General features: G+C 70.2%; 9 protein-coding genes and 1 pseudogene. 8 read left to right on the top strand and 2 right to left on the bottom strand.

Annotation, left to right across the window (positions count from 1 at the left end; translation table 11 throughout):
- Window positions 1-9: 9 nt before the first annotated feature.
- Entirely contained in the window at window positions 10-1935 is a 1926-nt protein-coding gene (locus PY257_RS06960; protein WP_275740301.1) for an AMP-dependent synthetase/ligase, read from the bottom strand.
- Window positions 1936-2150: 215 nt separating this feature from the next.
- Here PY257_RS06960 and PY257_RS06955 point away from each other — a divergent pair, with 215 nt between their 5' ends.
- From PY257_RS06955 to PY257_RS06920, 8 genes are all read left to right on the top strand, one after another.
- Window positions 2151-2864: a Crp/Fnr family transcriptional regulator gene (locus tag PY257_RS06955; RefSeq protein ID WP_275740299.1), complete on the top strand. Its 714-nt coding sequence runs from the start codon at window positions 2151-2153 to the stop codon at window positions 2862-2864.
- A gap of 292 nt (window positions 2865-3156) precedes the next feature.
- Entirely contained in the window at window positions 3157-3252 is a 96-nt protein-coding gene (kdpF, locus tag PY257_RS06950) for a K(+)-transporting ATPase subunit F (protein ID WP_275740297.1), read from the top strand.
- Between the two features lie 2 nt (window positions 3253-3254).
- Window positions 3255-5048 carry a potassium-transporting ATPase subunit KdpA gene (gene kdpA / locus PY257_RS06945; protein WP_275740295.1) on the top strand — a complete coding sequence of 598 codons (1794 nt, stop codon included), beginning with the start codon at window positions 3255-3257 and terminating at the stop codon, window positions 5046-5048.
- A gap of 11 nt (window positions 5049-5059) precedes the next feature.
- Complete coding sequence (gene kdpB / locus PY257_RS06940; RefSeq protein ID WP_275740293.1) at window positions 5060-7153, top strand: potassium-transporting ATPase subunit KdpB; 2094 nt, start codon at window positions 5060-5062, stop codon at window positions 7151-7153.
- Window positions 7154-7170: 17 nt separating this feature from the next.
- Entirely contained in the window at window positions 7171-7761 is a 591-nt protein-coding gene (gene kdpC, locus PY257_RS06935; RefSeq protein ID WP_275740291.1) for a potassium-transporting ATPase subunit KdpC, read from the top strand.
- A gap of 6 nt (window positions 7762-7767) precedes the next feature.
- A complete protein-coding gene (locus PY257_RS06930; RefSeq protein WP_275740289.1) occupies window positions 7768-10494 on the top strand; it encodes a DUF4118 domain-containing protein in 2727 nt (908 codons plus the stop codon).
- A 2-nt stretch (window positions 10495-10496) separates the two neighbouring features.
- On the top strand, window positions 10497-11183 hold the full coding sequence (kdpE, locus tag PY257_RS06925) for a two-component system response regulator KdpE (protein ID WP_275740287.1): 687 nt from the start codon (window positions 10497-10499) through the stop codon (window positions 11181-11183).
- Window positions 11184-11215: 32 nt separating this feature from the next.
- On the top strand, window positions 11216-12037 hold the full coding sequence (locus PY257_RS06920) for a pseudouridine synthase (protein WP_275740285.1): 822 nt from the start codon (window positions 11216-11218) through the stop codon (window positions 12035-12037).
- Between the two features lie 439 nt (window positions 12038-12476).
- Here the strand turns inward: PY257_RS06920 and PY257_RS06915 are convergent.
- Window positions 12477-12678 (bottom strand): annotated as a pseudogene (locus PY257_RS06915) (aquaporin); the annotation flags it as partial.
- Window positions 12679-12790 lie beyond the last annotated feature (112 nt).

Genomic DNA, 12790 nt, shown 5'->3' with positions numbered 1-12790 from the left:
GCGTCCCGGTCAGGCTTTGGCAGGATAGGTTTTGGCGTCCACGATGGTCAGCGTGGCGCTGACGCTGCCGGTGCGGCCGTCCTCGAACTTGACCTGGGTCTCGATGAACTGCTCCTTCTTGTCCGAGTACAGCGCATCCACCAGCACGCCGTACTTTTGCGCGATGAAGCCGCGGCGCACCTTGCGGGTGCGGGTCAGTTCGTCGTCGTCGGGGTCCAGCTCCTTGTGCAGCACCAGAAAGCGCGCCACCTGGGTGCCCGCCATGCCGGGCTCGCCCGCCAGGTCGGCGTTGACCTGTGCAATGCAGTCGGCAATCAGCTCCAGCACCCTGGGCTTGGAGGCCAGGTCCACGTAGCCAGCGTAGGGCATGTTCTGGCGCTCGGCCCAGTTGCCCACGGCCTCGAAGTCGATGTTGATGAAAGCGCAGACCTTGTCGCGGTCGTGGCCGAAGCACACGGCCTCTTTGATGTACGGGAAGAACTTGAGCTTGTTCTCGATGTAGTTGGGCGCGAATATGGCGCCCGACAGGGTCTTGCCCACATCCTTGGCGCGGTCGATGATGCGCAGCTGGCCCGCGGCGTCGATCACGCCGGCGTCGCCGGTGTGAAACCAGCCCTCGGCGTCGATCACCTCGGCCGTGGCGTCGGGGCGCTTGTAATACTCCTTGAGCACCGGCGCGCCCTTGACCAGCACCTCGCCGTTGTCGGCAATCTTGAGCTGGATGCCGGGCGCTGCCTGGCCCACCGTGTTCAGGTTGACCTGGCCGTCGCGCTGCAGGCAGACGTAGGCGCAGGTTTCGGTCTGGCCGTAGAACTGCTTGAGGTTGATGCCGATGGAGCGGAAGAAGCGAAACAGGTCCGGCCCGATGGCCGCGCCTGCCGTGTAGGCCACGCGGATGCGCGACAGACCCATGGCGTTGCGCAGCGGGGCGTAGATCATGAAGTCGCCCAGCTGGTAGAGCAGGCGATCGAGCAGCCCGACCGGCTTGCCGTCCAGGATGTCGGAGCCCACGCGGCGCGCCAGCGCCATGCATTTTTCAAACAGCCAGCGCTTGGGCCGTGCGGCGTCTTCCATGCGGATCTGGATGGAAGTGAGCATGCCCTCGAATACGCGCGGCGGCGCAAAGTAATAGGTGGGCCCGATCTCGCGCATGTCGATGCTCACCGTGCTGGCCGATTCCGGGCAGTTGATGGTGTAGCCCGCCACCAGCCACTGGGCCAGCGAGAACAGGTGGTCGCCCACCCAGGCCGGCGGCAGGTAAGAGATGATGCAGTCGGTGGGGCCGAGCTTGTCCACCTCGGTGGCGCCCCGGGCGGCGCTGATGAAGCTGGCGTGCGTCTGGCACACGCCCTTGGGCTTGCCGGTGGTGCCCGAGGTGTAGAGGATGACCGACACATCGCCCGGCTGGTTCTGTCCGACCAGCGCCTGCCAGGCGCCGGGATGCGCCTTGTCCCACTCGGCGCCCTGCGCCAGCAGCTGGTCCATGCTGATCAGCCCCGGCTGGCTGTAGTGGCGCAACCCGCGCGGATCATCGTAAATGATGTGCGCGATGCCGGGCAGGGTTTCACGCACTTCGAGCAGCTTGTCCACCTGCTCCTGGTTTTCGGCGAACACGAACCGGACTTCGGCATCCTCCAGCACGAAGGCCATCTCGGATGCCACGGCATCCTGGTACAGCGGAACCGGAACGCCGCCGAGGCTTTGTGCCGCAATGAAGCCCATGTAGAGATGGGGGCGGTTGTCGCCGACCAGCGCGAGATTCTGGCCCCGCTGAAAACCCAGTGCCGCCAGACCGCAGGCCATGGCCCGCACCTCGTCGGCGGCGCGGCGCCAGTCCCAGGTCTGCCAGATGCCGTATTCCTTCTCGCGCAGCGCCGGCGCCGTGGGGCGCTCGGCGGCGTGCTTGAGCAGCAGTTGCGGGAATGTTGTCTCCATCACGGTTCCTTGGTGGTGGCGTCGTCGTTGACGCGACTTGCCCTGCATCGTAGGATGTACCTTTGACGTCATGTTGTCTTTGTGGCGACATTCCTAGGGATAGTCCTGATAGGAGCTGCCCGGATGCGGGCACTGGGTTTCCCGCAATGGAGCGCGCGCGCCGTTGGCTGAACAATGCGCGGCCGGAGCCATCCGTTCATGACCACCAGCACCCGATGACCCCCGACATTCCCCTGCACCAGCGCCGCCGCCCGCCCACGGCGGACGAACTGCGCGGCATCCCGTGGCTGGCGCTGCTGCAAGGCGCCGAGCGCCAGCGTGCCGAGGAGAGCCTGCGCGTGAGCGACGCGCGCCCGGGCGACTACGTGTGTCGCATCGGCCGCGCGCCCACCTACTGGTTCGGCGTGGTCGCGGGCCTGCTCAAGATGAGCAACGACAACCCCGATGGCCCGGCCATGACCTTCACCGGCGTGCCGCCCGGGGGCTGGTTCGGCGAGGGCACGGCGCTCAAGCGCGAACCCTACCGCTACAACATCCAGGCCCTGCGCGCCAGCGTGGTGGCGGGCCTGCCCATCGACACCTTCCACTGGCTGCTGGGCCACTCCATCGGCTTCAACCGCTTCGTGATGGACCAGCTCAACGAGCGGCTGGCGCAGTTCATCGCCGCGCGCGAGATCGACCGCCTGACCAGCCCCGACGCGCGCGTGGCCCGCAGCCTGGCAGCGCTGTTCAACCCGGTGCTCTACCCCGGCGTGGGCGCACTGCTGCGCATCACCCAGCAGGAGCTGGCCTACCTCGTCGGCCTGTCGCGCCAGCGCGTCAACGAGGCGCTGCGCGCGCTGGCCGCCCAAGGCGTCATCCGCATCGAGTACGGCGGCTTGCGCGTGCTCGATCTGGCGGCCCTGCGCTCGCGGGAATCCTTCAAGTAAAAAGTGCCTCCAGCGCTTTATCTACAAGCGCTTTCAGCTATTTATTCAATAGCAATCGCATTCGCAAAGGTGCACGCGGACGCATCCCCGGGCATTTACGCTTTCTTTACGGCGCCGCCCACACTCCATTCCCCGTTTTGATGCCCGCGCGCGCAGACTCTCGCTGGCTTGACAACAGGAGTTTCCATCATGGATATCGTTTGGATTGCCGCCCTGGCCGCGCTGTGGGTCGCGGTGGCGGAACTGGTGCGGGGGCTGCACGCCCTCGGACGGCGCGGCGCGGAGAACCGTCATGGACAGTAGCGCGTTCTATGGCCTCGCCGCCTTGGTGGCATTGGGCCTGATGGCCTACCTGCTGCATGCGCTGCTGCGGGCCGAGGAGTTTTAGCCATGGCACTCTCCGCATGGGCCCTGCCGGCCTTGTTCCTCGCCGTCCTGGGGCTGCTGGCATGGCCGCTCGGGCGCTACCTGGCCGCCCTCTGCGACGGCCGCCTGCCGCGCTGGATGCAGCGGGTGGAGGCACCGCTGTTCCGGCTGGCCGCCGTGCAGCCCGACGTTTCGATGAACTGGCGCAGCTACGCACTGGCCTTGCTCGCCTTCAACGCGCTCGGCGCGCTGGCGCTCTATGGCCTGCAACGCCTGCAGGGCCTGCTGCCGCTCAATCCGGCGGGCATGGGCGCCGTCGCGCCGGATTCCGCCTTCAACACCGCTGTCAGCTTCGTCAGCAACACCAACTGGCAGGGCTATGCAGGTGAGAGCACCATGAGCTACCTCACCCAGATGCTGGGCCTGACGGTGCAGAACTTCCTTTCCGCGGCCACCGGCATTGCCGTGGCCTTCGCCCTGGCGCGCGGGTTCGCGGCACGCGGTGCGGGCGGGGTCGGCAATTTCTGGACCGACGCGCTGCGCGCCACGCTCTGGCTGCTGCTGCCGCTGTCGCTCGTGCTGGCGGTGTTCTTCGCCGGCCAGGGCGTGATCCAGAATTTCGACGCCTACAAGAGCGTGGCGACGCTGGAGGCCACGGCCTACCAGCAGCCCCGGCTGGACGCCGCCGGCCTGCCGGTGAAGGACTCCGCCGGCAACCCGGTGCTGGAAGACGTGGCGAGCGCCACCCAGACCCTGGCGATGGGTCCGGTCGCCTCGCAGGAAGCCATCAAGATGCTGGGCACCAACGGCGGCGGCTTCTTCAACGCCAATTCGGCGCACCCGTATGAAAACCCCACCGCGCTGACCAATTTCGTGCAGATGCTGGCCATCTTCCTCATCCCCGCCGCGCTGTGCCTTGCCTTCGGTCGCGTGGTGGGTGACCCGCGCCAGGGCTGGGCGCTGCTGGCCGCGATGGCGGTGCTGTTCGCGCTGGCCGTGGCGGCCGTGGTTCCGGCCGAGCAGGCCGGCAATCCGCAGTTCGCGGCGCTGGGGGTGGACCAGGGCGCCAGCGCATGGCAGTCCGGCGGCAACATGGAAGGCAAGGAGGTGCGCTTCGGCATCACCGCCTCGGCGCTGTTCGCGGCCATCACCACGGCGGCCTCCTGCGGCGCCGTCAACGCCATGCACGACTCGTTCACGCCGCTGGGCGGCATGGTGCCGATGGTGCTCATGCAGTTGGGGGAAGTGGTGTTCGGCGGCGTGGGTGCTGGCCTGTACGGCATGCTGGTGTTCGCCATCCTGGCGGTGTTCATCGCCGGGCTGATGATCGGCCGCACGCCCGAGTACCTGGGCAAGAAGATCGGGGTGTACGAGATGAAGCTGGTCTCCATCGCCATTCTCGTCACCCCCGTGCTGGTGTTGCTCGGCACCGCTGTGGCCGTGATGGCCGAGGCGGGGCGCGTGGGCGTCGCCAACCCCGGCGCGCACGGTTTTTCCGAAATCCTCTACGCGCTGACCTCGGCGGCCAACAACAACGGCAGCGCCTTCGCGGGCCTGTCGGCCAACACGCCGTTCTACAACGCGCTGCTGGCTGCGGCCATGTGGCTGGGGCGCTTTGCCGTCATCGTGCCGGTATTGGCCATCGCGGGCGCGCTGGCGGGCCAGCAGCGGCTGCCCGTCACCGCGGGCACCCTGCCTACCCACGGCCCGCTGTTCGTGGCGCTGCTGATCGGCACGGTGCTGCTGGTCGGCCTGCTCAACTATGTGCCGGCGCTGGCCCTGGGGCCGGCGGTCGAGCACCTGATGCTCTGGAAGTGAGGCGTACCACCATGCAAACCTCTTCAACGCTGTCCCTGTTCGACGCCGCCCTGCTGCGGCCCGCGCTGCGCGCCGCCTGCGCCAAGCTGGACCCACGCGTGCAATGGCGCAATCCGGTGATGTTCGTGGTGTACATCGGCTCCATCCTCACCACGCTGCTGGGGCTGCGCGCGCTGGGCGGGCCTGGCGGCGGCAATTCCGCCGCCTTCGCGCTGGCAGTGTCGGCATGGCTGTGGTTCACGGTGCTGTTCGCCAACTTCGCCGAGGCCCTGGCCGAGGGGCGCGGCAAGGCGCAGGCCGCGGCGCTGCGCGGCCTGCGCAAGGACACATGGGCCAAGAAGCTGGTCGCGCCCCGCCATGGCGCCCAGTGGCTGCCCGAGCAGGGCACCAACCTGCGGCGCGGCGACGTGGTGCTGGTCGATGCGGGCGACGTGATTCCGCTCGACGGCGAGGTGATCGAGGGCGTGGCCTCGGTGGACGAGAGCGCCATCACCGGCGAGTCCGCCCCCGTGGTGCGCGAATCGGGCGGGGACTTCTCCGCTGTGACGGGCGGCACGCGCGTGCTGTCGGACTGGCTGGTGGTGCGCATCGCGGTCAACCCCGGGGAATCGTTCCTGGACCGCATGATCGGCATGGTCGAGGCGGCCCGGCGCCAGAAGACGCCCAACGAGATCGCGCTGACGATCCTGCTGGTGGCGCTGACTATCGTGTTCCTGGTGGTCACGGCCACGCTGCTGCCGTTCTCCCTCTTCAGCGTGAATGCGGCGCAGGCCGGCACCGCGGTGTCGCTGACGGCACTGGTGGCGCTGCTGGTGTGCCTGATCCCCACCACCATCGGCGGCCTGCTGTCGGCCATCGGCGTGGCGGGCATGGGCCGGATGATGCAGGCCAACGTGATCGCCACCTCGGGCCGCGCGGTGGAGGCCGCAGGTGACATCGACGTGCTGCTGCTCGACAAGACCGGCACCATCACCCACGGCAACCGCCAGGCCCACGTCTTCCTGCCGGCCGCGGGGGTGGACCTACAGCGCCTGGCGAGCGCCGCGCTGCTGGCTTCGTGGGCCGACGAAACGCCCGAGGGCCGCAGCGTCGTGGAGCTGGCGCGCCGCGTGGGCGCCGATGTGCGTCCACCCGAAGGCGCACAGTTCGTGGCCTTCACGGCGCAGACGCGCATGAGCGGCGTGGACCTGCCGGCCCAGGGCGCCCTTCTGGACGCCGCAGCGCAGCGCGTGGTGCGCAAGGGCGCTGTGGACGCGGTGCGCCGGCATGTCGAGGCGCTGGGCGGCAGCCTGCCGCCCGAGGCCGCGCATGCGGCTGACGCGGTGGCGCGGCGCGGCAGCACGCCGCTGGCGGTGGCCGAGGGCGGCCGTGTGCTGGGTATCGTTGAGCTCAAGGACATCGTGAAGGCCGGCATCCGGGAGCGTTTCGGCGAACTGCGCCGCATGGGCATCAAGACCGTAATGGTCACCGGCGACAACAAGCTCACCGCCGCCGCCATCGCGGGCGAGGCCGGGGTGGACGACTTCCTGGCCGAGGCCGCGCCCGAGGACAAGCTGGCGCTGATCCGTCGCTACCAGGCCGAGGGCCGGCTGGTGGCCATGACCGGCGACGGCACCAACGACGCTCCCGCGCTGGCCCAGGCCGACGTGGCGGTGGCCATGGGCAGCGGCACCCAGGCGGCCAAGGAGGCCGGCAACATGGTGGACCTGGATTCCGACCCCACCAAGCTGCTCGAAGTGGTGGAGACCGGCAAGGCGCTGCTGATGACGCGCGGTGCGCTCACCACCTTCAGCATCGCCAACGACGTGGCCAAGTACTTCGCCATCATCCCGGCGATCTTCGTCTCCACCTACCCGCAACTGGGCGCGCTCAACATCATGCGGCTGGCCAGCCCGTCGTCGGCCATCCTGAGCGCGGTGATCTTCAACGCGCTGGTGATCGTGTTCCTGATCCCGCTGGCGCTTCAGGGCGTGCGCTACCGGCCCGTGGGCGCCGCGGCGCTGCTGCGGCGCAACCTGGCGGTCTACGGCCTGGGCGGGCTCGCCGTGCCGTTCATCGGCATCAAGCTCATCGACGGGCTGCTGGTACTGCTCGGACTCGTTTGAAAGACGGAAGGAAGACCATGAAAGACATTCTTCGCCCCGCGCTCGTGCTGTTCGTGCTGCTGAGCGCCATCACCGGGCTGCTCTATCCCGCCGTCGTCATCGGCGCGGCGCAGGCGTTGTTCCCGGCGCAGGCGGCCGGCAGCCTGGTGCTGCGCGGCGGCCAGCCCGTGGGGTCGGCGCTGATCGGTCAGAGCTTTTCCAACCCCGGCCATTTCTGGGGCCGGCCTTCGGCCACCGCGCCCATGCCCTACAACGCGGCGGCGTCCGGCGGCTCCAACCTGGGGCCGCTGAACCCGGCGCTGGCCGATGCGGTCAAGGCCCGCGTCGATGCGCTGCGCGCGGCCGACCCCGACAATGCCGCCGCCGTGCCGGTGGACCTGGTCACCGCGTCGGCCAGCGGCCTGGACCCGCACACCAGCCTGGCGGCGGCGCGCTACCAGGCCGCGCGCGTGGCGCGGGTGCGCGGCCTGCCGCGGGCCGCGGTGGATGCGCTGGTCGAACGGCACGCCGAACTGCCGCTGTGGGGCTTGCTGGGCGAGCCACGCGTCAACGTGCTGGCACTCAACATGGCGCTGGACGCTCTGCCGGGCGCCAAGGCGCTACCCTGACGACCTGTGACGCCCGACCACCGCCCCGATCCCGACCAGCTGCTGGCCCGGCTGCGCGCGGACGGGCAGCGCGCGCGGCACGGCAGGCTGCGCATCTACTTCGGCGCCAGCGCGGGCGTGGGCAAGACCTGGTCCATGCTGAGCGCCGCGCAGCGCGAACACGCGGCGGGGCGTGACGTGGTGGCGGGCGTGGTGGAAACGCATGGGAGGGCAGAGACCGCAGCGCTGCTGGAAGGGCTGCCGCAACTGCCGCCGCGCGCGCTGCCGTACCGCGGGCGCACTCTGGCAGAGTTCGACCTGGACGGCGCGCTGGCCCGCCGGCCCGACGTGCTGCTGGTGGACGAGCTGGCGCATTCCAACGCCCCGGGCTCGCGCCACGCCAAGCGCTGGCAGGACGTGGAGGAACTGCTGGACGCCGGCATCGAGGTGTGGACAGCGCTGAACGTGCAGCACCTGGAAAGCCTCAATGGCACGGTGGGCGCCATCACTGGCGTGCGGGTGCACGAGACGGTGCCCGATTCGGTGCTCGACGGGGCCGACGAGGTGGTCCTGGTAGACGCTACGCCCGACGAGCTGACGGCGCGGCTCGCTGCTGGCAAGGTGTACCTGCCGCGGCAGGCCGAGCGCGCGGCGCGCAACTTCTTCCGCAAGGGCAACCTGATCGCGCTGCGCGAAATCGCCCTGCGCCGCACCGCCGAGCACGTGGAGGACGACGTGCGCGGCTGGCGCATCGAGCAGTCCGCAGCGGGCCCGGCGGCGGATGCTGCACCGCCCTGGAACACCTCGGGTGCCTTGCTGGCCTGCGTCGGGCCGGGCGACGGCGCCGACCAGACCGTGCGCGCCGCCGCCCGGCTGGCCGGGCAACTCAACGTGCGCTGGCATGCCGCCTACGTGGAAACGCCGCGCCTGCAGCGCCTGCCCGCCGCCCGGCGCGACCAGGTGCTGGCCGTGCTGAAGCTGGCCGCGGATCTGGGCGCGCAGCCGGAGGTGTTGACCGGCGGCGACGTGGCGCTGGCGCTGGCGCTGCAGGCGCGGCGGCTCAACTGCGCCACGCTGGTGATGGGCCGCGCGCAAAACGCGCGCTGCTGGCTGCGGCGGGACATGGCGCGCAGCATCGCCCGGCAGGCCCCGGCGTTGGATGTCGTGCTGGTAGCGCGCGCCGGTCGCGTCCGGCGCTTGGCCCAGGCCGTGCCCGGCACCGTTCCGCAGCCGGGCGAGGACGCGCGGCACCATCCGGCCCGCCGGGCGGGCTATGCTTGGGCGGCGGCGGCCAGCGTGGCGCTGACGCTGCTGGCCGGCCCCCTGGCCGGCGTGCTCGACCTCACCAACATCGTGATGCTGTTCCTACTGGGGGTGGTGGGCGTGGCGATCCGGTTCGGGCGCGGCCCGGCGGCGCTGGCGGCGCTGCTCAACGTGGCGGCGTTCGACTTCTTCTTCGTGCCGCCGCGCCTGTCGCTGGGCGTGAGCGACGTGCAGTACGTCGTCACCTTCGCCGTCATGCTCGGCATGGGGCTGCTGGTGGGGCAGCTCATGGCTGGGCTGCGCTTCGCCGCCGGGGTGTCGGACAGCCGCGCGCAGCGCGTGCTGGCGCTGTTCGACCTGGCGCGCGAACTGTCGGCGGCGCTGGAGGCGCAGCAAGTGGCGGCCATCGGCGAGCGCTCGGTGCGCGGCCAGTTCGGCGGGCAGGCGCTGGTGCTGCGGGCCGATGCGGATGACCAGCTAGTGCTGCCCGCCCACGCGCCGCCCGGCTTCGATGCCGAGGTTGCCGCCTGGGCATTCCGGCAGGGCCAGCCGGCAGGCCTGGGCACCGCCACGCTGGCCGCCCAGACCTGGCACTACCTGCCGCTGGCCGCGCCGATGCGGGTGCGCGGGGTGCTGGCATTGGAGCCCGCCCACCCGCGCTGGCTGCTGATCCCGGAGCAGGCGCGCCAGCTCGACACGCTGGCGCGGCAGATCGCCATCGCCCTGGAGCGCGTGCATTACGTGGAGGTGGCGCGCCAGGCGGAGGTGGAGATGGCGTCGGAGCGGCTGCGCAACGCGCTGCTGGGTGCGCTGTCGCACGACGTGCGCACGCCGCTGACGGCGCTGATCGCGTTGGCCGAGTCGCTGCAGGCGGCCCAACCGCCGCTGCCACCCGCGCAGGCCGAGGCGGCGCACGCGCTGGCGGCGCAGGCGCGCGAGATCGGCGCGCTGGTGGGCAACCTGCTCGACATGGCGCGCATCGAAAGCAGCGGCGCGGTGGCCTTGCGACGGGAATGGCAATCGGTGGAGGAAGCGGTGGGCGCGGCCATCCGCGCGGCGCGGCCGGCATTGGGCGGCAAGGCGGTGCAGACCGCGCTGCAGCCGGATCTGCCGCTGGTGGAGTTCGACGCGGTGCTGATCGAACGCGTGCTGGTCAACCTGCTGGAGAACGCGGCCAAGTACGGTGCCCCGCCGATCGTGGTGCGCGCCCACGCCACGCCCGACGCGCTGGTGCTGACCGTGCGCGACCACGGCCCGGGCCTGCCGTCCGCGTTGCAGGGCCACACGGATGCGCTGTTCGACAAGTTCACGCGCGGCGAGGCCGAATCGGCCACGCCGGGCGTGGGGCTGGGCCTGGCGATCTGCCGCGCCATCGTGGAGGCGCACCACGGCCGCATCGGCGCGGCCAACGCTGTGCCCGACGCGCTGGGCGCGGGAGCAGAATTCACCGTGACGCTTCCGCGCCGCCCGCCCCCCGCCATGCCCGACTAGCCATGCCCAGCCCTGTCGCCATCGTCATCGAGGACGAACCGCACATCCGCCGCTTCGTGCGCCAGGCGCTGGAGGACGAGGGCTGGCAGGTGCATGAGGCCGACACCCTGCGCCGCGGCCTCGTCGAGGCCGGCACGCGCAAGCCCGACCTATTGGTGCTGGACCTGGGTCTGCCCGACGGCGACGGCATCGACTTGATCCGCGACGTGCGCAGTTGGTCGGCGGTGCCGGTCATCGTGCTGTCGGCGCGGATCGATGAAGCCGACAAGATAGCCGCGCTGGACGCAGGGGCTGACGACTACCTCACCAAGCCCTTCGGCACCGGCGAGTTGCTGGCGCGCGTGCGTGCCAGCCTGCGGCGCCCGCGCGCGCAGGCCGACGAGGCCGAGCCGGTGTTTCGCTTCGGCGACGTGGAACTGGACCGTCGCGCCCATCTGGTGCGCCGCGCCGGGCAGGAGGTGCATCTCACCCCCATCGAGTACCGGCTGCTGGTGGAGCTGGCGGCGCATGCCGGGCGGGTGCTCACGCACCGCCAGTTGCTGCGCGAGGTATGGGGGCCGGCGCACACGCAGCAGAGCCATTACTTGCGGGTGCACATGGGCCACCTGCGCCAGAAGCTCGAAGCCGACGCGGCGCAGCCGCGCCACCTGCTGACCGAGACGGCGGTGGGTTACCGGCTGGTGGTCTGAACGCGCTAGGCCGCGCCTACAATGCCCGGCCCATGAATGCCCCGCCTCCTCCAGCGCGTTTCCAGCGCGCGCCCGCGCCCGTGCGGGCCTCCGCCGCCGACGGCCCGGTGCGCCTGAACAAGCGCATGGCCGACCTGGGCCTGTGTTCGCGTCGCGAGGCCGACGCATGGATCGAACAGGGCTGGGTGCAAGTCAACGGCCAGGTCGCCGAAATGGGCGTGAAGGTGCTGCCCGCCGACCGCATCACCGTCAGCAGGCAGGCCCAGGGCCAACAGGCGCAGCAGGTCACCATCCTGCTGCACAAGCCCGTGGGCTACGTGAGCGGACAGGCCGAGGACGGGCACCAGCCCGCCGCCACACTGGTGCAGGCGCGCACGCACTGGGCCGGCGACGCGTCGCGCACGCGGTTTTCGCCGCAGCACCTGCGCGGGCTGGCGCCGGCGGGGCGGCTGGACATCGATTCGGTGGGCTTGCTCGTGCTCACGCAGGATGGCCGCGTGGCGCGCCAGTTGATCGGCGAGGACGCGGCCACCGAGAAGGAATACCTGGTGCGCGTGCAGTACGGCGACACCGCGCAGAACGTGCAGACCGCCTTCCCGCCCGCGCAACTGGCGCGGCTGCGCCACGGCCTGAGCCTCGACGGCCAGCCGCTGAAGCCCGCGCAGGTCGATTGGCAGAACCCCGAGCAACTGCGCTTCGTGCTGACCGAGGGCAAGAAGCGCCAGATACGCCGCATGTGCGAACAGGTGGGCCTGAAGGTGGTGGGCCTGAAGCGCATCCGCATCGGCCGCGTGGTGCTCGGCAACCTGCCCGCGGGGCAGTGGCGCTACCTGGGGCCGGGCGAGCGGTTCTGAAGTAAACACTCCCCCAGGCTTGCCCACTGCGTGTGGCCGCCAACCCCCTCGCCGGGGGCGATACCGGCGGCCCGGCAAAGCCGGTTCCGCGGTATCCCTGGCATTCGGTTGCGCCGGTTTCATGCGCTGCGGGTGGTGCGCGAGCACCTTGGGTACCTGAGATGCTATGGTATTAATAGCTATCAGCGCTTTATTTACAGGCGCTGGCGGCCATTTCTGGTATGAACCTGGAAACGGCAGTTGACCGCTTTGCATCCCTTGCCAGGCCGCAGGAAATTGAGCGTTGCCGGCTTCGATGACGTTCACCTCGTGGGTGAGAGCGCTATGCACCTGCCAGCAGCACCGCGCTCGGGGCGCCATGCGGCGTTGCTCCTCCTTGCGGGCACCAGCCCGCCGCGTCGTCGCGGCTTGCCTGGCACCCCCGATCACGGCACTGGCAGGCGCATCCAACTGCCGTTTCCAGGTTGAAATGCCTGCCCGAGATGGGCCCGAGTGCATAGGTGCCCGTGACCACGGTCAGCCCGAAGGCCAGCGCCACGCCGAGGAAGCCGATGCCCGTTTGCGGGAACGCTGCCGCCGAAGGTCGGCCAGAACGTGCCGACGAACTCGGCGGCCCATTTTTCGTAACTGTCGTGGTGCATGACCGAACGCTGAACGCCTTTCTTTCCGGAAGGAATCGGGACGGCCAGTCTTTTCCAATTCAGGTATGAGCCTGGAGCGACCTGAGATCGGCGACGCGAAGCGAGTCGATCC

Source organism: Curvibacter soli, from assembly GCF_029211125.1.
Classification (GTDB): Bacteria; Pseudomonadota; Gammaproteobacteria; order Burkholderiales; family Burkholderiaceae_C; genus Curvibacter_A; species Curvibacter_A soli.
The sequence above is the reverse complement of the archived record's forward strand: the minus strand, read 5'-3'. Positions and strand labels throughout refer to the sequence as shown.